The organism is Bacillus sp. FSL W8-0770 (assembly GCF_038008705.1).
GTDB classification, from domain to species: Bacteria; Bacillota; Bacilli; order Bacillales; family Bacillaceae_G; genus Bacillus_A; species Bacillus_A cereus.
In genome coordinates this window covers 4519636-4538529 of sequence record NZ_JBBOZR010000001.1, presented here as the reverse complement: position 1 = coordinate 4538529, position 18894 = coordinate 4519636, and the positions used below count along the sequence as shown (strand labels likewise).

Below are 18894 nucleotides of genomic sequence, written 5' to 3'. Positions count from 1 at the left end.
TCCTTAAGATGATTTTTGCTTTATGAGTTGTTTGTATTCTTCGTAGTAAAATAAGAAGCGGATAGGTAACAAATAAAACCTAGAATCCAGCCGATAGAAGGAGAATAGGGAAGTACATGCTGTAACAGTATTCCGCTAGAAATGAAGAAACTACCCAATAGACCTAATAACATAGGATATCGTTGTAGTTTGAACACGGATAGTAAACCTCCTTTCTCCTGCATGAACTATTCATAAAAGCTCGATTGCTGAAACTTTATCACATACATTGTATATTAGTCTTAATTTTCTGTATATAACTTTTGAGAAAAATGGTGATACAATATATGAATGATAAGAGAAGAGAGGATGAAGATTAACGTATGTACGTTACTGTAACAGAAGCAGCATATAAAAAGATTATGGATACGATTCCAAGTGAAGCGAAATATATAAAGTTATTTTACGATAATGAAGGTTGCGGTTGTGTTATGAGCGGAATTATCGATTTAGTAGCTGTAGCAGAGAAAGATGAGCGCGATGTGGATATTGAATCAAGCACAATGAACTTTATCGCTGATCGTACAAAGCTTGTATTTATGGATGATAAGTTAACTGTTGATTGGCATGAAGGTGGAGGGACTTTTCAGTTGAAGAGCCCAAGCCAGTTTTATAATCCAAATATGAAGTTACACGTTCGAATATAGTAAAGGAAAGGTGATTCCAAAATGTATTTTGGAATCACCTTTTTTATTTTATAAGTCGCTATTATTGTCGATTTTTGTTGATAAGTCGATATATTGAAAAAATCGCTGATATAAATGGAGTTGCGCTGATATATTTGGGAAATCGCCGATATAAATGGAGTTGCGCCGATATATTCAGAAAATCGCCGATATAATTTCATTTACCAAAACGTTTCAATAGTAAAAAGATTTTTTCACATAATGAAATGTACATGTGATTGAATTTTCTGTATAATCTTCTTTGCGGAGGGGATACGCATGAGAAGATGGGGAATTGAGTTGTTAATTTTAAGTGTTGTTATTATTTGGGGGATTAACTATACAATTGCGAAGTATGGACTTTTAGAATTTACAGCAATTGAGTTTACTGCACTTCGCATGATGGCGGCGGCACCGCTTCTGTTACTCCTTACCTTTTTTATTGAAAAGTCGGTTTATATGGAGCGAAAGGATATACCTAGATTAATTATCGTTAGCATTGTAGGTATTGTACTGTATCAAACGTTATTTATGGAAACTGTCAAATATACATCTGCTACAAATGCCTCTTTACTCATTTCTATTTCACCTATTTTTACAACTGCATTTGCGATTTTCTTGAAACAAGAAAAGTTTTCTTCTCGAAAGTTAATCGGTTCTATGACTGCCTTTGTTGGTGCAGCATTAGTTTTAGTAGCAGGACATTCGCTTACTAGTTCTTTTTATGGCAATGGAATTGGACTTATTACATCAATATGCTGGGGGCTTTATCCTGTTTTAGCAGGACCATTAATTAAAAAATATTCAGCATTACGTGTTACAGCATGGTCTGCATTAGTGGGTGCGATTCCGCTATTATTGTTAAGTGGTCCACATGTGTTTGTCATGCCATTTCACATTACTCACGGAATGACACTATTTGCTTTACTATATTCTATTTTCTTTGTAACAGTATTTGGTCTAGTAATGTGGTATGTTGGTGTTCAAAAAATTGGGGCGTCACATACGATGGTATATATGTATATAACGCCGCTTGTAGCTGTTCTATTTGCAGCTGTCTGGGCAAATGAATATGTATCGTTTCAACAAATCATCGGTGGAATTATCATTTTTGTCGGTCTATGGTTTGTGAAATCGGAGAAAGTAAAAGTTCATTCTATTGCAGGGGAACCTATATCAAAATAGGAAAACAGATCACCTATGATCTGCTTTCCTATTTTTTTATTTTTGGTAAGAAGATGAGAAATAAGATAGCAGTAATAAGTGGAATTAAGTTTAAAAATGGAATACGGAAGAGTGTAATAAGAATAATACCTGGAAGAAGAACACCGAGGACAGCGTAAAAAATGCTATGGTTTTTCGTGTACCAATACAATGAAAGTCCAATAAGTGCAGGGATAATGAGGTGAATGAGAGCCATTAAAAAATAAATCATTAGACGCCCCCTTTATTTGTGTGCTTATTACATCATATCCGTATGTTCATAGATTGATATCATTTTTTTCATAAATGGACGAAAAAAGTTTGAAAAACCGTCACAAAATATGAGAATATGATGTTTGAAATCTTGTATAATATTATTTCCTAAAAATATTTAAACAACATAAACATACTGTTTATGTTGTTTTTAATTTGAATGAAATGGATGTAAGGAATATGAATTTGAAAGAAATTTTTTGTTGGATAGATAAGAACGAATGAAGAGAGGTACAGCATGATTAGTATGTCACTAAGATCATTTAAAATCCAATCGTATTATATACTAGGTATTTTGTTACTAGGTTGGATGTTAACACCGTTTTCAGCACACTTTTTAGGCGCTGGAATTGGGCTTATTGTAAGTATGTATTGCGTTTGGCTTTTAGGGAGACGAATTGAGAAGCTTGGAGATAGTATTGTAAAGAAGACGAAAGCACCGACACTCGGTATGTTTAACCGTTTTGCAGCTGCCATTTTGGGTGCTATTATTATGTACGAAATTGAGCACCACATGGTTATGTGGGCATTTGCAGTAGGGATTATGGGCGGTTATTTCTTAATTGTTGTGAATTTAGGTTACTATAGCATGAAAGATGAGAAAGAACTAACAAAGAGCTAAAAAAGATAAAAGACTTTTTTTAGATGGAATAGATGATCCAGCCACGGATAGAAGCGGTCAGGGCCTTTTTTAGCACCATACGATGTGAAACCCGAGAGATGTAGCGAGTAGGGATATAATGTATATTTATAATCAAGGTCACAGATGAAGAGATTAGCGTTTCACTTTATATAAGATATAGAAAGAAGCTTACGTTTTCACGTAAGCTTCTTTTTTATGTAAGTGTGTGTAATCGTTAAGCCGCATTGGGTTTTGTCGGTGAGTACGCGAAACTTTACGGTTACACGACACTTATTCATATGAGTAAAGGGTTATTTCAACAGAAAGTTTTAATTTAAGCGATTGGACCGCCTAAGTTAATAATGTCTTCAGATACGCTGTCGAACTTTTTGAAGTTAGCTTTGAATTCGTTTGCAAGTTCGATTGCTTTTGCTTTGTAAGCAGCTTTATCAGCCCAAGTTTGTTCAGGCATTAACACTTCGTCAGGTACACCTGGTACGTGAAGTGGAACTTCAAGACCAAAGATGTCATGTTTAGCTGTTTCAGTTTTCGCAAGTTCACCGTTTAATGCAGCTTGAATCATTGCACGAGTGTAACCTAAGTTCATACGTTTACCAACGCCGTATTCGCCACCAGTCCAGCCAGTGTTTACTAAGAATACTTTCGCATCGTGTTTCTCAATTTTTTCACCAAGCATTTCAGCATAGCGAGATGCATCAAGTGGTAAGAATGGTGAACCGAAGCAAGTTGAGAATGTTGCTTGCGGAGATGTAACACCGCGCTCTGTTCCTGCTAGTTTACTAGTATAACCACTTAAGAAATGATACATAGCTTGTTCTTTTGATAACTTACTGATTGGAGGCAATACGCCAGATGCATCAGCAGTTAAGAAAATGATTGTATTTGGGTGTCCAGCAACACTTGGCAGTACGATATTGTCGATCGCATGCATAGGGTATGCAGCACGAGTATTTTCTGTTAAAGTAGTATCGTTATAGTCTGCGATACGCGTTTGGTCATTAATGATAACGTTTTCTAAAACAGATCCAAATGTGATTGCATCGAAAATTTGTGGTTCTTTCTCGTGAGAAAGGTTTACACATTTCGCGTAGCAACCGCCTTCAATATTGAATACACCGTTATCAGACCAACCGTGCTCATCATCACCAATTAATTTACGGTTTGGATCAGCAGATAATGTTGTTTTACCTGTTCCAGATAAACCGAAGAATAATGCTACATCGCCTTCTTCACCTACGTTTGCAGAACAGTGCATAGAAAGAATATCTTGTTCAGGTAATAAGAAGTTCATAATAGAGAAGATTGATTTTTTCATTTCTCCAGCGTATTCTGTACCACCAATTAATACGATGCGTTTTTCGAATGAAACCATAATGAATGCTTCAGAGTTTGTACCGTCAACAGCTGGATCAGCTTTGAAATTCGGTGCAGAAACAATTGTGAACTCTGATTCATGAGTCGTTAATTCTTCTTCAGTTGGACGAATGAATAATTGATGTACAAATAAATTGTGCCATGCATATTCGTTAATAACTTGAATTGGTAGGCGGTAATTGCGGTCAGCGCCTGCAAATCCTTTGAAGACGAATAACTCTTCTTTTTCTTTTAAGTATTCTAAAACTTTAGTATATAATTTATTAAAATGTTCTTCAGAAATCGGTTGGTTCACAGCTCCCCAAGCAATTTTGTCAGCAACCGATGCTTCTTTCACAATAAATTTATCTTTAGGAGAACGTCCTGTATATTTTCCTGTTGAAGCAGAAACGGCACCAGTAGAAGTTAATTTCCCTTCATTTCGCATTAATACTTTTTCCACTAATTGCGGAACACTTAGTTGAATCTGTGCATTGCTTCCGTTCAATAATTCGTGTAAACCAATTTGGACATTCACAGTACTCATATTTATATACCATCCTTTTCATTTAATGAAATATTTCTCGTAATCCCCAACAAGAGTATAACACAATTATATAAATAATGTATACTATTTATTTCTTTTTGTTTGTGTGAATGCATTATTTCCTTATTAATATTTCATTTCAGGCGTATTGAGAAAAACTTTCAGGAAAATGTGAATATTAATTGACAAATGAATATCATTTCTTTAGTATAGGTTGGGACGGATACTCTCTTATCCCGAGCTGGCGGAGGGACAGGCCCGATGAAGCCCAGCAACCTCACTTGTATTGATAAATGCAGGTGAATAGGTGCTAAAACCTGTGCGAGGCTACAGGTCTCGAACGATAAGAGCGAAGGGCAAAAAGCAGTATGCAAGTAGCAAATTAAACCTTTCCTCTATGTAAAGTAGGAAAGGTTTTTCTGTATGCTTGTGTGGGAGAATAAATGTATGTCGCAGTTTGTGGCAAATTAAGGATGAGTTCCGTACAATATATACAATTACTGTAGGGAGGTTTACCACATGACAAAAAAACGTCATCTGTTCACATCTGAGTCTGTAACTGAAGGACATCCAGATAAAATTTGTGACCAAATTTCTGATTCAATTTTAGATGCGATCTTATCAAAAGACGCAAATGCACGTGTAGCTTGTGAAACAACTGTAACAACTGGTTTAGTATTGGTAGCGGGGGAAATTACGACTTCTACTTACGTAGATATTCCGAAAATCGTTCGTGAAACAATTCAAGGCATTGGTTACACACGCGCAAAATACGGATTCGATGCAGAAACTTGTGCTGTTTTAACATCTATCGATGAGCAGTCTGCTGACATCGCTATGGGTGTTGACCAAGCGCTAGAAGCACGCGAAGGTCAAATGACTGACGCTGAGATTGAGGCGATTGGTGCAGGAGACCAAGGTTTAATGTTTGGTTTTGCATGTAATGAAACACAAGAATTAATGCCACTTCCAATCTCGCTTGCTCACAAATTAGCTCGCCGTTTAACTGAAGTACGTAAAGATGATACATTATCATACTTACGTCCGGATGGAAAAACGCAAGTTACAGTTGAGTATGATGAAAATGGTAAACCAGTACGTGTTGATACTATCGTAATTTCTACACAACATCACCCAGATGTTACATGGGAAGAAATCGATCGCGATTTAAAAGAGCACGTAATTAAAGCTGTAGTACCAGCAGAATTAATGGATGGAGAAACGAAATTCTTCATTAATCCAACTGGCCGCTTCGTAATTGGTGGACCACAAGGTGATGCTGGTTTAACAGGACGTAAAATCATCGTTGATACTTACGGTGGATACGCTCGCCACGGTGGCGGTGCATTCTCTGGTAAAGATGCAACGAAAGTTGACCGTTCTGCAGCATATGCAGCTCGTTATGTTGCGAAAAACATCGTAGCAGCTGGTCTTGCTGAAAAAGCAGAAGTACAACTTGCATACGCAATCGGTGTAGCACAACCAGTATCAATTTCAGTTGATACATTCGGCACTGGTAAAGTATCTGAAGACGTACTAGTAGAACTAGTTCGTAACAACTTCGATCTTCGCCCAGCTGGTATTATTAAAATGTTAGACTTACGTCGCCCAATTTACAAACAAACAGCAGCTTACGGCCACTTCGGACGTACTGATGTAGATCTATCATGGGAACGTACAGACAAAGCTGCAGCTTTAAAAGAGCAGGCTGGTCTATAATATATGAAAAAAAGCTTTGCGCGGTGAGCGCAAAGCTTTTTTTATTTATAATTACGTTGGAATAAAGCGAAGAGTTCAATGTCATGCCAAGTGCCGTTGCGGAATATAGCTTCTTTACAAGTTCCTTCATGTTGAAAACCAAGTGATTTATATAATTTAACTGCTCTATCGTTAAAAGAAAATACTCGTAAAGAAAGGCGATGTAAATTTAATTCTAAAAATGCATAATCCAATAATAGGGTTAAAGCTTCCTGCCCATAACCTTGCCCCCAGTAATCCTTTTTACCAATATCAATAATGCATTCAGCGTTTCGATTATACGAATCAATATGAATTAAAGAAGTAATACCAATTGGAAGATGCGTAGCTTTTTCTTCAATGATATAGCTCTTAGAGTTCGAAGAATGAATAAATTGCTGGCAAAGTTTTTCTGTGTCTTGAAAGGAATATTTATCAAGAGTAAGTGTAGTTGAACTCATAACGTCTATATCATTATGCCATTTATAATATGTTAGAATATCATCTTCGGAAAACTTTCGTAACTGGATTCGGTTGGACTCAAACAATGTAAACACCCCTTTTGTATTTACTGGTTTTTATTCATTATCTCAACACACGAACTACAATAAATTTGTCCTTCTAATTCAATATACTTTTTCATATTCGTCATGCCATTCGCCGGAAAGGGCATATGAATCCACGCTTTTTCATACGTTTGTATTTCTGTTTTACATGATTTACAAAAGATTGATTTCTTTCTGAACATATGTAATCAACCTTTCATTTGACGTGCTTTACTTGCGCAAAAGGCACTACTTAGTAAAAATAGTGTCGCAAATATAATGCTTACTAATGTAGCGTATGGAATTGCGCCTTTTAAGGAAAAGCCGACAGTGATTGAAGCGATGAATAAGAGGATAAATGTTGTTGTTAATTTTTTATAAAGTTCCATACTATGTAGACCTCCAATTTATTTTTTAGTACAAGTTTTAAAATTGAATTCTATTATGTAGAAAATATAAAGAGTAGCTAAAGATGTGTAGTCTAGGAGTATAAGAAAGTACACTTTCCTTTTTGTGGGTTAGTATACTTATATTGTATCATGCCGCATGAGTGGCTTCATACATAATTGTGTAAAGGTATGTATGATAAAATGAAGAAAAGTCTTTAAGAAAGGAAAGATAAAAAATGAGTGTAACTGAACATAAAAAGCAAGCTCCAAAAGAAGTGCGTTGCAAGATTGTTACGATTTCCGATACACGTACGGAAGAAACAGATAAGAGCGGACAACTATTACATGAATTGTTAAAAGAAGCGGGACATAAAGTAACTTCTTATGAAATTGTAAAAGATGATAAAGAAAGTATTCAGCAAGCAGTGTTAGCTGGTTATCATAAGGGAGATGTAGATGTTGTATTAACAAATGGCGGTACTGGTATTACGAAACGCGATGTTACAATTGAAGCAGTATCAGCGTTATTAGATAAAGAAATTGTTGGATTTGGTGAGCTGTTCCGTATGATTAGTTATTTAGAAGATATCGGAAGCAGCGCAATGTTAAGTAGAGCGATTGGTGGTACAATTGGGCGCAAAGTAGTCTTCTCGATGCCAGGGTCTAGCGGAGCAGTTCGACTTGCGATGAATAAATTAATTTTACCGGAATTAGGCCATATTACATTTGAGCTGCATCGCCAATGAGGAAGTGTGCTGGAATTGTATTAGCGGGCGGTATGTCGAGTAGATTTGGTGAGCCGAAAGCGTTAGCAATTTGGAAGGGAACTACTTTTGTTGAGCATATTGTGAAAGTGATGGGAACTACTTTGCAAGACATTGTAGTAATTAGCCATACTGATATAAAAGAGCGAGTAGAGCAATTCGTACAAGTTCCTGTTATAGAAGATATCCCGCACTATAAAGGGAATGGACCGCTGGCCGGCATTGTATCAGGTATGGAATACATAGAAGCAGATTGGTACGCTATTATGCCTTGCGATGCACCAAATGTTTCGCATGAATGGTTTACCATTTTATTAGAGCAAACGAGTAATGAATATGATGCGGTTGTACCTATTATTAATGGAAGAAAACAACCGTTACTTGCAGCGTATCACAACCGCGTGAAAGAAAAGATTTATGCTTTACTTCAGGAAGAAAAAAGAAGTATGGGCCAGCTTTTATCACAATGTAATGTGAAGTATGTTTCTGGAGAAGATGTACAAGCGAATGCGGATTGGTTTATAAATGTAAATACGAAAGAAGAATATGTGCAGGCTCAAAAAGACCTTTCAAATGAATGAAAGGTTTTTTGATATACAGAATTGGGGAACAATTGCTGTATAAAGGTATGTGAGTAAGTTGATTTTAAGGGGAATTCTTAAAATCATTATACAGTTTAAAATACTGTATAACCATATATTAATTTTTATGGGTTTTTATTACAAGTCTGTTTAGTTATGTTTATTTTTGATATAATTAATATAGAAATAAAACAATGTTTAACCTTATGTATCATTTATTAAACTAAAATTTATGACCATGTAATAAACTCCCTTCGTTTTTTTGAAGGGAGTTTTTCTATTTAAGCAAGCAACTCTGATGCGTTATGCTGCAGGACTTCTTCATATTGGTTAAGCAAACCGTGAAAGATCTCATCCCAGCTCTTTGATTTCGCAAAAGATGAAGCTGCTATTCCCATCTGCTCAAGTTTTTCTTCATTTTGTAATAAAAAATAAATGGATGATAGAAATGCATCTTCATTTTTAGGCGGACAAAGAACTCCCGTTTTTCCATCTGTAATAATATTTTTAACCCCGCCACTATTTGCACCAATGACAGGTGTACCGCATGCGAGTGATTCAAGTACAACATTTCCGAATGTTTCAGTAGCTGATGGAAACACCATTATGTTAGAACAAGCATATGCTTCAGCTAAATCTGTACTTTGTAAATAGCCAGTAAAAGTGATATTTGTTTTCGGAACAGCTTCACGTAAACTTGTTGCTAGAGGACCGTCTCCTGAAATGAGCCAATGAATATCGTTTCGAGTATGTGCTGTTTTAACGATAAGGTGTTGCAGCGTATCAATATCTTTTTCAGGAGCAATTCGTCCAACATAGGAAAGGACATACTTCACTGTAATATTATATTTTTTTCGGAATAGGTCTGTATTGTAAGCAGGATGAAAGAGTGTGCAATCTACACCACGTCCCCATATAGAGAGGGTCTGAAAGCCTTTGTTTTTTAATTGATGTAATGTTTCAAAGGAAGGTACAAAATTTTTTTGCATATGACTATGAAACCATTTTAAATAGTTCCACAGCATATTGGAGAGGAATTCGATTTTGTAATAACGTAAATAGGCATCGAAATCAGTATGATAAGAACCGACAACTGGGATGTTTAACTTTTTTGCATAATACAATCCACAAAGTCCCATGTTGAAAGGTGTGGCAATGTGAATAATGTCAGGTTTAAAGGAAAGTAGTTCTCGTTTAATGCGCGGAGTAGGAAAAGAAAAACGACATTCTGGATATAATATTGTTAACGGGATACTTCTCATCTTATTCACATTCGCTACAAAATTATCTTCAGCTGTATGCTGAGGAGCGAAAACAGAATAGGCGATCTGTTCTTTCTGAAAATATTGTGTTAATCGCTCTAACGTTTTCGCAACCCCGTTAACTTGTGGCGTAAAAGTATCGGTAAAAATGGCGACTCTCATCATATCACTCCTTTATGTGAAAAGTGGGATGAATTGATAAAAAGAGATGATGCCAGAGCAAGTGCCAAGGCACATACCGACGAATACATCTGACGGATAGTGAAGTCCTAAATAAATACGTGAAATACCGACGCATAATGCTAACGGTAATAGGAAAGCAAGTAAGCTTGGATTATAGCAAATAAATGGAATGAAGACAGAGAAAACGGCTGTTGTATGACCAGACGGGAAAGAGTGGTCTTTTAATGGATGGACTGGATATTTTGCATCCTGAATTGTTAAATAAGGACGTTTTCGCGGATACCACCTTTTTAATATTTGCACAGGAATATGGCTAATTGCTAACGAAATAGCAGTTGCAATTGCAGCTTGATGCAAAGTTCCCTTTGCGAAAATTAAAAAGAAAAGTGTGAGTGCGATGGAGAAAGTCGCGCCACCGATATGAGTAATATTGCTGAAAAAGATATTTAATGTTTTTTGATCAAAGTAGCGGTTAATTCCTCTGAAAATGTAACATTCTATTTTATATAATCCACTGACCTTCATGAAAATTCTCCTCCCTCATCTACATATATATGGAGATATTAGCTTTTATTTTAATAAGATTTTGTTGAGGGAGTAATAATGTTTTGTAAAGAAAAAGTTAGATTTTATATAAAAAAAGCTGCCAATCTTATGGCAGCGGAAATTTACTTCTGTAATGATTTATAATATTGACCTTTTTCAACGTATTGCGTGCGAATACGCTCCATATCTTTACGGTCTTCTTCTGTTAATTCACGAATGACTTTCGCGGGACGACCGAAAGCTAACGTGTTCGGCGGAATTTTCTTTCCTTGTGAAACGAGGCTTCCAGCGCCGATAAAAGCTCCTTCGCCAATTTCAGCACCATCTAATATAATAGATCCCATTCCAATTAAAGCATCTTTCTTAATATGGCAACTATGTAAAATGACTTGATGCCCAATTGTTACGTCGTTTTCTAAAATAAGAGGATACTGCGGGCTTTGGTGAAGTGTACATTGGTCTTGTACATTTACTCGGTCTCCAATGATTGTCGGTGACACATCACCACGGATGACTGTATTAAACCAAATACTTGATTCCTCGCCAACGGAAACATCGCCTGTAATCGTAACATAGTCAGCGATAAAAGCACTACTCGCAATTTTCGGTTTTTTTTCTTTGTAAGGATATATCATGTAAAGTCTTCCTTTCCTAGAGACTAGTTTTAGTGTATCAAATTATGAGAAAGAGTGAAATGGAGGAGAGCCGTATGTGGAATTATGAAGCGGAGGAAGCAAAAGCTGTCATTGTTATTGTGCACGGCGCAATGGAATATCACGGACGTTACGAAGCAGTTGCGGAAATGTGGAATCATATCGGCTACCACGTCGTGATGGGGGATCTTCCGTCACATGGAACGACTTCAAGAAATAGAGGACATATTGATTCATTTGATGAATACATAGAGGAAGTTAAATTATGGGTGAAAGAAGCAAGAAAGTATAGGTTACCTATTTTTCTATTCGGTCATAGTATGGGTGGTCTTATTGTCATTCGTATGATGCAAGAAACGAAGAGAGAAGATGTAGAAGGTGTTATTTTGAGTTCGCCTTGTTTAGGGGTAGTGACTGGACCCTCTGCTCCGCTTCAATTTGCTTCAAAAATATTAAATGTTGTGGCTCCAAAATTGCAATTTGCAACGAATCTTACGGTGGAAATGTCAACACGTAACCATAAAGTAAGAGATGCAATGGAGAATGATTCTTTGTTCTTGCGCAAAGTATCAGTACGTTGGTATAGTGAATTGATCAAGTCTATCGAAATTGCTCATAAAAAAATAGATGATTTTCCAGATGTTCCGCTCTTGCTAATGCAAGCTTGTGAGGATAAACTTGTAGATAAAACACGTGTCCGCACTTGGTTTGATAATGTTAAAATAAGTGATAAGGCTTTTAAAGAATGGCCGAATTGTTATCACGAGCTATTAAATGAGTATGAGCGTGATGAAATTTTGAGTTATATTCAGTCATTTACTGAAATGCATGTCAATAATATAGTAAAAACAAACAAATAAATCATTATTTGTACATTTAATAGAGGAGATGAAGGAAGAAGTGAACGTACCGAGTAATCCCATAACGCTCATGGCGAAAGTATACCGTGATGTGTTTCCGGTTGTACACCATGAGCTAGCGATGTGGAAAGAGCGTGCCTACCATATTCCGAATGATGAGCTTCATAGTCAGGCAATCGCAAGTATTGAGCATAAAACGTTTCATTGCGAGGGCGGTGGCATTTTAGCACTGCTAGCAAATGAACACCGAGAAGAATGTATTCGTTTTATCGTAGCGTATCAAACGATCAGCGACTATTTAGATAATTTATGTGATCGCAGTACATCACTTGATCCAAATGATTTTGCCGCACTGCATGAATCGATGTTAATGGCATTATCACCTGAAGTAGAAGGCGGCGGTAATTATTATCGTTATCGTGATGATCAAGATGATGGTGGTTATTTAGATGAACTTGTTGAAACATGCCAAGATGTTTTAAAGAAAACGAAGCACTATGACAAAATTGCTCCTGTTCTTCATGAACTTGCTTGTTATTATTGTGATTTACAAATTCATAAACATGTAAAATTAGAAGAAAGAGAACCACGATTACAAAAGTGGTTTGAAGCGCATAAAGAAAACTTACCAGAGATGAGTTGGTTTGAATTTTCAGCATGTGCCGGTTCTACACTTGGAATCTTCTGTCTTGTCGCATATGCCTTTCATGATGAATTACATGATGAAGATATTGCGAAAATTAGACAAGGATACTTCCCTTACGTACAAGGGCTTCATATCTTACTTGATTATTTCATTGATCAAGAAGAAGACCGTATAGGCGGAGATTTGAATTTCTGTAGTTATTACGAAAACGAGCAAGCAATATTAGATCGGATGAAACATTTTGTAGAAGAAGCGGAGAAGAGTATTGGTGATTTGCCTCATGCGAAGTTTCATCGCCTTATAAGCCGAGGGTTACTTGGTATTTATTTATCAGATCAAAAAGTATCAGCACAAAAGAATATGCACAAAATGGCACGGCGCATTGTAAAGTACGGAGGCCTCACTTCACGATTCTTCTATTGGAACGGGAAGATGTACCGAAAGAAAACAGCGCAGTGATGAAGAAAACCACTCATGTAGAGTGGTTTTCTTTTCATTATGATTGTATTTTTGAAAATACATATATAAGAAGTTCAATCGCAAAAATCACTAATACAGATAATCCAAATAAAGGCATGACAGCGCCCAGTATAACCATCATGATAAAGAAAACGAATATACTGTTCTTATCTCTTTGTTTTGGAGGTGCTGCTAATTTTCCTTTCGGCTTTCTTGCTAACCACATTTTTACCCCGTAATAAATAAGAAGTAGTAGAGATAATGTCGTTAGTAAGCATAATATTTTATTTGGCCATCCAAATAAATGTCCTTCATGAAGCGGGATGCCGTAAGTGAACCATTGTGCAAGTAATCCATAATCACGATAGTCCGTTTTTGAAATGAGTTCCCCGCTATATTGGTCAAAGTAAGCTGTTATCTCTTCATTTGGTGCAACATGCATACCTGTAATACCAGAACCGCTCGATTTCGAAACAGTGAATACACCTTTCGGATCAGCTGGTAGTGAGATAACGTATGGCTTCTTTATTTCAATTCCTTTTTGTAATTCATCGACAGAAATTGTTTTTGGCTTACTCGAATTCGATTCAGGAGGAGCTTCTTTTCTTGTTGCCCATGGCAATTCTTTTACCTTTGATTCAGGCGGTGCCATATACAACTTTGGATATCCAATCGATTCATTCGACGATGCGATTTTATAAATTTGGTTACCCATAAATCCTGACCATGGCAATCCAGATGCGACTAACAAAACGAGTGGAATTGTAAATATAATACCGATAATAGAATGACGTCTTTTTGCTTTTTCTCGCTTATTGGATGATGGTGTGTTTTTGAATTGGCGTATACTCATGTACAATCCGGTTACGATTAAAAAGATTGTCCAGCATGCCGCGAGTTCTACAGTATAGTTGACGACAGTGCCACCGATTAAAAGAGAACTATGTAATTCCCTCATTATATTCGCAAACGTTTCACTTGCGTTTTGATCTCCGACAATTTGATTATTGCTATCTAAATATACATACTTTTGTTGCCCCGTATATTCATTTGCAATCGTAAGCCTCGTATTATAATCCCCATTAAACTCACTAATTTTCGCCACACTATAATGTGGATATTTTTTCTCGGTTAAGGAAATAGAATCAGACATCGAAATAGATTCTGTTTGGGCGCTCTTCCCAAAATATAAATCTTTATAGATGAAATCTTCAACCTCTTCCCGAAATAAATACCCAATTCCGCTCAGTGACAACGTAATAAGAAGCGGTGTAATAAAAAGTCCAGCATAAAAATGCCAACGCCAAAAAATGTAATGAAGCGAACGATTTACTTTCATACTTTCAGTTCCCCTAACCTTCCCTATATGAATAACTACGTATTTAATATAGCGAGATTAAGTGTGATTACTTTGAAAGAATTGTGAAGAAAGTTAAAAGTTTTTAGGGGTTTCAACAAACATAAAACACATTTCAAAAGGGATGTTTTCTATGTTTATGAAGATCTCTTTGTATTTGATAAGTATATCCTAACAACCGCTTTCGCAAGACATTGAGAAGAATCAACAAAATCCTCACTAGCCACAACATTCAAATCAGTACATGCGATAATTGCGGTATCTACTTCATCCTTCAATTGCACAACGAGTGCGTTCCATAATTTGTGAGCTTCTTCAACTTCTCCGCTTTTAATATACGTAATAATTTGATTAATCATCGTTTGCCATTTTTCATAATGAATGTATTCTATATTCCGCTTTGCAATCCCGTCTTGATAAATACCAGCTTGAACTGTCGCTTCCGTTGCAAGAAGAGCGACTCTTTTTGCAGTTTCAGGAATTGCTTTTAACGTTTCGTCAACTATATTTAAAATCGGGATAGAAAGAGAACGCTGTAATTCTTCAAAATAAAGATGTGCCGTATTGCACGGCATAGCGATAAAGCTTGCGCCAGTACTTTCAAGTTTTTGTGCTCCTTCAATAATCGCTTTTTTCATCGCTTCGTAATCAATAGGGCGATCTATGTAAAACGGTGTTGGGCACGAATAGATCATCATATGAGGAAAGTCCATATCATGCTTTGCTCCGTATATTGTTTGGCATTCTGCTACAACTGTATCGACGAATGGTCCGGTTGATTTTGGCCCCATTCCTGCTAGTATTCCGATCATTGTCTCGTCTCCTTTAATATGTAATTAAAAACGTTTTTTGCGAACGATAAAAAGAAATAAGGTAAATAATAAAAATGAATATACGATAGCCCAAGCTGTGAGCCATAGTGTGTGAGTCAGTATATTATATTTGTATTGGCCAAGCATTAGAAAGCTTTCGACAGGTGGTAAAAACCATAATAACTCTTTTTTAAACCGGATAGATGCGATCGTTATAAGCAATATAAAGGTAAGGCTAAGCCAAGCAGTGCCTGCTTTTTGAATCATATTTCTAGTAAATAATGTTGCGATTGAAATTCCTAGTATAGAGAAAGACATGTGAGAGAGAAATCCGACTAGAAATAAAGAAACTGTCATTTTTTCATTAAACATTTGCAAAATAATTGGATAGATTACGGATATAAAAGATAATACAGTACAAATGAGAAGAGCTGTAATATATTTACCAACGTATAATGCGGAAATATTATTTGTGTGAGAAATAGTAATTTGTTCTTGTACAGGGTCTTCAGTATGAAAAATTGTGACCGTAATCCAGGCAGATAATAAATAAAGCACGAGAGCTGTTTCTAAATATGTCGGTACAATAGGAGTCGGTTTATATGTATATACAAAAAGCAAGCTCACAAAGTACATCGCAATAGGAGGGACATACTTATACGATTTTGTATAGTCGAGAAAATGGTAACGAATAAGCGCAAACATAATAAACCTTCTTTCGATTTAAAAGTTAGGTTGTAGCAGTGTGATAGATGCTTTTTTATGTAATAAAAACTGAAGTATTTCGTTTGTATATTCTTTTTCGATTTGTAATTGAATAAGATTTGGATTTGCATTGTGTGCAACGTGTATAAAACCGGATTGCTTTTTTAGTTCTATTGCTGAAAATGTGTCGTGAACGATTGCCTCAATATAGACCTGTTCCGCTACTTTTTGTGCAGAGGTATTTTCTGCAATTGTATGATTTGCTAACGTCACAATTCTATCGGCGAAGTTTTCTAATAGTTGTTTTTCGTGACATGTGAAGAGTATAGATATACCTTGTTGTTTTAATGAGAGTAAAATATGTTCTAATTCTTGCTGAGAGTTAGGATCGAGCCCAGAAAGCGGTTCATCTAAAATTAATAAATGGACGTCTGTAAGTAATGCTTGCATAATACTAGTTTTTTGTTTCATACCTTTTGAAAAGTTTCGTACAACAGAATGTCTTGCATGCTGTAAATGAAAAGATTCAAGAAGCATCGGGATTTTATCTTTTAAATATTTGGTTGATAAACCGTGAATGTGGCCGAGATGATATAAATAATCCTCTAATGTAAAACGAATCCCTTCAGGAAAATGTTCAGGTACATAGCCAATTTGTATATGTTCTTTTCTTTGAAGTGCCCCTGCCGTAGGTGAAACAAATCCTGCAATTATTTTGAGTAGAGTACTTTTTCCCGTCCCGTTTCCGCCAACAATGGCGAGTGCTTCTCCTTCTGGAATGGATAAATCAATATTGTCTAGTATAAGTGATTTGCCGTACTTCTTTTGAATTCCCCGTAGTTCTACTAGCAAAGTTCTATCCTTCTTTCTTTAAATAGTCTATATATCCATTATATAGGAGAATAAAAAAAGACGTGCAGTGAATGCACGTCTTTTTTTGTTATGTTTTGTCGAACAATCGATGTAATTGAAAAATCGTTGATATATTACTCCGCATTATTAACGGGCAGTAAAACTTCCACCTTAAAATTCGGCTGGAGCAAAGAAGTTAGTTGGGAGATAAACTGCCCATAAATGCCCGATTGGTTCAACTAATAATCAGTGGGGATTCCCCCCACTGATTAAAGTTTCACTTTATCGTTTCTCAATCGCCACAATAAATGGCGGGTTATTTTGCTGGTTAATGAAGCCATATCGCAGTACGTGAGCTTGTTTTTGGTCTAGTTCTTCTGCAAATTTGAGAACAGCGTCGCGTTCTACTTGTCCTTCTGGGTGTCCGTGGTAAATGACGAGGACGATGATACCTTCAGGTGCCATTACTTCTAGTAATTGTTCAATTGCCGAAATTGTTGAGTTCGGTTTTGTAACGATATGCTTGTCACCGCCAGGAAGGTAACCTAAGTTGAAGATAGCGCCTGTTACTTTTCCTTTTGCGTCTTCTGGTAGTACGGATAGAAGTGTATCGTGACTATCGTGAACTAAAACAGTACGTTCAAAAAGTTCTTTTTCTTTTAGACGAGTTGTTGAGCTTTCAATCGCTTCTTTTTGAATATCAAATCCAAATACTTTTCCGCTATCCCCAACAATTTCAGCTAGGAAGCAAGTGTCATGACCATTTCCAAGTGTTGCATCTACAGCGTAGTCGCCTTCTTTAACAGCCGTTTGCAGCAGTGTGCGAGCAAACGGTAATACACGTTCTAATTTCATTGTTGTTTCTCCTCATTTGCATATTTTCCTTGCCAGCTTCCGCGGCGTACAAATTCTGCATCGATGGAATTTAATACTTCCCATTTATTTAAGCTCCACATTGGACCAATCATTAAATCAGGTGGGCCGTCACCTGTGATACGGTGCACAATTACGTCTTCTGGAATAATTTCAAGTTGGTCAACAACAAGACTTACGTAATCCTCAAGAGAAAGGAATTCGAGTTGTCCTTTTTCATATTGCTTCACCATTGGCGTTCCTTTTAATAAGTGAAGTAAGTGGATTTTAATTCCTTGTACGTCAAGTTTCGCTACTTCACGAGCTGTTTCCATCATCATGTCGTAATCTTCAAGTGGAAGACCGTTAATAATATGAGAGCAAACTTTAATGCCGTGCTTACGTAATTTATTTACGCCTTCCACGTAAGACGGATAATCGTGAGCGCGATTAATAAGGTTTGCAGTTCGTTCGTGAACAGTTTGTAAACCGAGTTCAACCCAAAGGTATGTGCGTTTATTTAAGTCCGCTAAATATTCAACAACATCATCTGGTAAACAATCTGGACGAGTTGCGATAGAAAGACCGACAACGTCTTTTTCTGCTAGAAGCGGTTCGAATTTTTCTTTTAACACTTCAAGTGGTGCATGTGTATTTGTGTACGCTTGGAAATAAGCGATACATTTGCCATCTTTCCACTTTGAACGCATTTTTTCTTTCATTTCATGATATTGCGTTATAACATCATCGCGGCGATCACCAGCGAAGTCGCCAGATCCGGCAGCGCTACAAAATGTACAGCCACCGTAAGCAACTGTACCGTCACGGTTTGGACAATCGAAGCCAGCATCTAATGAAACTTTAAAGATTTTTTCACCAAATTGATTTCGTAAATGGTAATTCCATGTATGATAACGTTTATTGTCGTTTGTATATGGAAAAGGGTTTTGAACCTTCATTATTTTCCC

General features: G+C 36.5%; 23 protein-coding genes and 1 riboswitch. Of the genes, 8 read left to right on the top strand and 15 right to left on the bottom strand.

Annotated elements, in window-relative coordinates; all coding sequences use genetic code 11:
- Positions 1-20: 20 nt before the first annotated feature.
- Positions 21-197: a hypothetical protein gene (locus NST27_RS23390; RefSeq protein ID WP_033685738.1), complete on the bottom strand. Its 177-nt coding sequence runs from the start codon at positions 195-197 to the stop codon at positions 21-23.
- 165 nt (positions 198-362) lie between these two features.
- Here NST27_RS23390 and NST27_RS23385 point away from each other — a divergent pair, with 165 nt between their 5' ends.
- Both NST27_RS23385 and NST27_RS23380 read left to right on the top strand, forming a co-directional pair.
- Positions 363-686: an iron-sulfur cluster biosynthesis family protein gene (locus NST27_RS23385; protein ID WP_000289569.1), complete on the top strand. Its 324-nt coding sequence runs from the start codon at positions 363-365 to the stop codon at positions 684-686.
- Between the two features lie 297 nt (positions 687-983).
- Positions 984-1889 (top strand): DMT family transporter, encoded by a 906-nt coding sequence (locus NST27_RS23380; RefSeq protein ID WP_001255414.1) that lies wholly within the window; start codon positions 984-986, stop codon positions 1887-1889.
- 28 nt (positions 1890-1917) lie between these two features.
- On the opposite strand, the gene NST27_RS23375 is transcribed toward NST27_RS23380, so the two are convergent.
- Complete coding sequence (locus NST27_RS23375) at positions 1918-2139, bottom strand: hypothetical protein (RefSeq protein ID WP_000639042.1); 222 nt, start codon at positions 2137-2139, stop codon at positions 1918-1920.
- 279 nt (positions 2140-2418) lie between these two features.
- Here NST27_RS23375 and NST27_RS23370 point away from each other — a divergent pair, with 279 nt between their 5' ends.
- Positions 2419-2802, top strand: coding sequence for an ATP synthase subunit I (locus NST27_RS23370; RefSeq protein WP_000624926.1), 384 nt, complete (start codon positions 2419-2421; stop codon positions 2800-2802).
- 334 nt (positions 2803-3136) lie between these two features.
- On the opposite strand, the gene pckA is transcribed toward NST27_RS23370, so the two are convergent.
- A complete protein-coding gene (gene pckA / locus NST27_RS23365; protein ID WP_000108802.1) occupies positions 3137-4723 on the bottom strand; it encodes a phosphoenolpyruvate carboxykinase (ATP) in 1587 nt (528 codons plus the stop codon).
- Positions 4724-4951: 228 nt separating this feature from the next.
- Positions 4952-5073: riboswitch (SAM riboswitch) on the top strand.
- A 169-nt stretch (positions 5074-5242) separates the two neighbouring features.
- Here pckA and metK point away from each other — a divergent pair.
- Positions 5243-6442, top strand: coding sequence for a methionine adenosyltransferase (metK, locus tag NST27_RS23360; protein WP_000163123.1), 1200 nt, complete (start codon positions 5243-5245; stop codon positions 6440-6442).
- Positions 6443-6483: 41 nt separating this feature from the next.
- On the opposite strand, the gene NST27_RS23355 is transcribed toward metK, so the two are convergent.
- The 3 genes from NST27_RS23355 to NST27_RS23345 are packed head-to-tail and all read right to left on the bottom strand — an operon-like array spanning position 6484 to position 7394.
- Positions 6484-7008, bottom strand: coding sequence for a GNAT family N-acetyltransferase (locus NST27_RS23355; RefSeq protein ID WP_000464119.1), 525 nt, complete (start codon positions 7006-7008; stop codon positions 6484-6486).
- A gap of 20 nt (positions 7009-7028) precedes the next feature.
- Positions 7029-7208: a hypothetical protein gene (locus NST27_RS23350; RefSeq protein ID WP_000488709.1), complete on the bottom strand. Its 180-nt coding sequence runs from the start codon at positions 7206-7208 to the stop codon at positions 7029-7031.
- 6 nt (positions 7209-7214) lie between these two features.
- Positions 7215-7394, bottom strand: coding sequence for a hypothetical protein (locus NST27_RS23345; RefSeq protein WP_000424800.1), 180 nt, complete (start codon positions 7392-7394; stop codon positions 7215-7217).
- Positions 7395-7630: 236 nt separating this feature from the next.
- Here NST27_RS23345 and NST27_RS23340 point away from each other — a divergent pair, with 236 nt between their 5' ends.
- Together NST27_RS23340 and NST27_RS23335 are read left to right on the top strand one after the other, a co-directional pair.
- Complete coding sequence (locus tag NST27_RS23340) at positions 7631-8140, top strand: MogA/MoaB family molybdenum cofactor biosynthesis protein (protein ID WP_000117128.1); 510 nt, start codon at positions 7631-7633, stop codon at positions 8138-8140.
- The gene (locus NST27_RS23335) at positions 8137-8739 is read left to right on the top strand and encodes a molybdenum cofactor guanylyltransferase (protein ID WP_001224116.1); all 603 of its coding nucleotides are present in this window, start codon (positions 8137-8139) and stop codon (positions 8737-8739) included. Before NST27_RS23340 ends, NST27_RS23335 begins: the two co-directional genes overlap by 4 nt.
- 281 nt (positions 8740-9020) lie before the next feature.
- Here NST27_RS23335 and NST27_RS23330 read toward each other — a convergent pair whose 3' ends face one another.
- From NST27_RS23330 to NST27_RS23320, 3 genes are all read right to left on the bottom strand, one after another.
- Positions 9021-10163 carry a glycosyltransferase family 4 protein gene (locus NST27_RS23330; protein WP_047387016.1) on the bottom strand — a complete coding sequence of 381 codons (1143 nt, stop codon included), beginning with the start codon at positions 10161-10163 and terminating at the stop codon, positions 9021-9023.
- 12 nt (positions 10164-10175) lie between these two features.
- On the bottom strand, positions 10176-10709 hold the full coding sequence (locus NST27_RS23325; RefSeq protein ID WP_000868592.1) for a phosphatase PAP2 family protein: 534 nt from the start codon (positions 10707-10709) through the stop codon (positions 10176-10178).
- A 143-nt stretch (positions 10710-10852) separates the two neighbouring features.
- Entirely contained in the window at positions 10853-11365 is a 513-nt protein-coding gene (locus NST27_RS23320) for a gamma carbonic anhydrase (protein WP_000640186.1), read from the bottom strand.
- Between the two features lie 74 nt (positions 11366-11439).
- On the opposite strand from NST27_RS23320, the gene NST27_RS23315 reads away from it, so the two are divergent.
- Entirely contained in the window at positions 11440-12243 is an 804-nt protein-coding gene (locus NST27_RS23315) for an alpha/beta hydrolase (protein ID WP_061662116.1), read from the top strand.
- A 40-nt stretch (positions 12244-12283) separates the two neighbouring features.
- A complete protein-coding gene (locus NST27_RS23310) occupies positions 12284-13348 on the top strand; it encodes a tetraprenyl-beta-curcumene synthase family protein (RefSeq protein ID WP_001102467.1) in 1065 nt (354 codons plus the stop codon).
- Between the two features lie 37 nt (positions 13349-13385).
- Here the strand turns inward: NST27_RS23310 and NST27_RS23305 are convergent, their stop codons facing one another.
- From NST27_RS23305 to NST27_RS23280, 6 genes are all read right to left on the bottom strand, one after another.
- Positions 13386-14687: a PepSY-associated TM helix domain-containing protein gene (locus NST27_RS23305; RefSeq protein ID WP_000867821.1), complete on the bottom strand. Its 1302-nt coding sequence runs from the start codon at positions 14685-14687 to the stop codon at positions 13386-13388.
- Positions 14688-14842: 155 nt separating this feature from the next.
- Positions 14843-15517 carry an aspartate/glutamate racemase family protein gene (locus NST27_RS23300; protein ID WP_000579303.1) on the bottom strand — a complete coding sequence of 225 codons (675 nt, stop codon included), beginning with the start codon at positions 15515-15517 and terminating at the stop codon, positions 14843-14845.
- Positions 15518-15541: 24 nt separating this feature from the next.
- The gene (locus NST27_RS23295; RefSeq protein ID WP_000457777.1) at positions 15542-16222 is read right to left on the bottom strand and encodes a hypothetical protein; all 681 of its coding nucleotides are present in this window, start codon (positions 16220-16222) and stop codon (positions 15542-15544) included.
- A gap of 18 nt (positions 16223-16240) precedes the next feature.
- Positions 16241-17074, bottom strand: a complete 834-nt coding sequence (locus NST27_RS23290) for an ABC transporter ATP-binding protein (protein ID WP_000959740.1) — start codon at positions 17072-17074, stop codon at positions 16241-16243.
- A 282-nt stretch (positions 17075-17356) separates the two neighbouring features.
- Entirely contained in the window at positions 17357-17929 is a 573-nt protein-coding gene (locus NST27_RS23285) for a class I SAM-dependent methyltransferase (RefSeq protein ID WP_000764497.1), read from the bottom strand.
- Complete coding sequence (locus tag NST27_RS23280) at positions 17926-18885, bottom strand: TIGR01212 family radical SAM protein (RefSeq protein WP_000868044.1); 960 nt, start codon at positions 18883-18885, stop codon at positions 17926-17928. The genes NST27_RS23285 and NST27_RS23280 overlap by 4 nt, the downstream gene beginning before the upstream one ends.
- Positions 18886-18894 lie beyond the last annotated feature (9 nt).

What these genes read in the sequence shown, in the direction of transcription:
- NST27_RS23385 (WP_000289569.1), top strand. Translation starts at nt 363, where the DNA reads ATGTACGTTACTGTAACAGAAGCAGCATATAAAAAGATTATGGATACG.
- NST27_RS23380 (WP_001255414.1), top strand. Translation starts at nt 984, where the DNA reads ATGAGAAGATGGGGAATTGAGTTGTTAATTTTAAGTGTTGTTATTATT.
- NST27_RS23375 (WP_000639042.1), bottom strand. Translation starts at nt 2,139, where the DNA reads ATGATTTATTTTTTAATGGCTCTCATTCACCTCATTATCCCTGCACTT.
- NST27_RS23370 (WP_000624926.1), top strand. Translation starts at nt 2,419, where the DNA reads ATGATTAGTATGTCACTAAGATCATTTAAAATCCAATCGTATTATATA.
- pckA (WP_000108802.1), bottom strand. Translation starts at nt 4,723, where the DNA reads ATGAGTACTGTGAATGTCCAAATTGGTTTACACGAATTATTGAACGGA.
- metK (WP_000163123.1), top strand. Translation starts at nt 5,243, where the DNA reads ATGACAAAAAAACGTCATCTGTTCACATCTGAGTCTGTAACTGAAGGA.
- NST27_RS23350 (WP_000488709.1), bottom strand. Translation starts at nt 7,208, where the DNA reads ATGTTCAGAAAGAAATCAATCTTTTGTAAATCATGTAAAACAGAAATA.
- NST27_RS23345 (WP_000424800.1), bottom strand. Translation starts at nt 7,394, where the DNA reads ATGGAACTTTATAAAAAATTAACAACAACATTTATCCTCTTATTCATC.
- NST27_RS23340 (WP_000117128.1), top strand. Translation starts at nt 7,631, where the DNA reads ATGAGTGTAACTGAACATAAAAAGCAAGCTCCAAAAGAAGTGCGTTGC.
- NST27_RS23335 (WP_001224116.1), top strand. Translation starts at nt 8,137, where the DNA reads ATGAGGAAGTGTGCTGGAATTGTATTAGCGGGCGGTATGTCGAGTAGA.
- NST27_RS23330 (WP_047387016.1), bottom strand. Translation starts at nt 10,163, where the DNA reads ATGAGAGTCGCCATTTTTACCGATACTTTTACGCCACAAGTTAACGGG.
- NST27_RS23325 (WP_000868592.1), bottom strand. Translation starts at nt 10,709, where the DNA reads ATGAAGGTCAGTGGATTATATAAAATAGAATGTTACATTTTCAGAGGA.
- NST27_RS23320 (WP_000640186.1), bottom strand. Translation starts at nt 11,365, where the DNA reads ATGATATATCCTTACAAAGAAAAAAAACCGAAAATTGCGAGTAGTGCT.
- NST27_RS23315 (WP_061662116.1), top strand. Translation starts at nt 11,440, where the DNA reads ATGTGGAATTATGAAGCGGAGGAAGCAAAAGCTGTCATTGTTATTGTG.
- NST27_RS23305 (WP_000867821.1), bottom strand. Translation starts at nt 14,687, where the DNA reads ATGAAAGTAAATCGTTCGCTTCATTACATTTTTTGGCGTTGGCATTTT.
- NST27_RS23300 (WP_000579303.1), bottom strand. Translation starts at nt 15,517, where the DNA reads ATGATCGGAATACTAGCAGGAATGGGGCCAAAATCAACCGGACCATTC.
- NST27_RS23295 (WP_000457777.1), bottom strand. Translation starts at nt 16,222, where the DNA reads ATGTTTGCGCTTATTCGTTACCATTTTCTCGACTATACAAAATCGTAT.
- NST27_RS23285 (WP_000764497.1), bottom strand. Translation starts at nt 17,929, where the DNA reads ATGAAATTAGAACGTGTATTACCGTTTGCTCGCACACTGCTGCAAACG.
- NST27_RS23280 (WP_000868044.1), bottom strand. Translation starts at nt 18,885, where the DNA reads ATGAAGGTTCAAAACCCTTTTCCATATACAAACGACAATAAACGTTAT.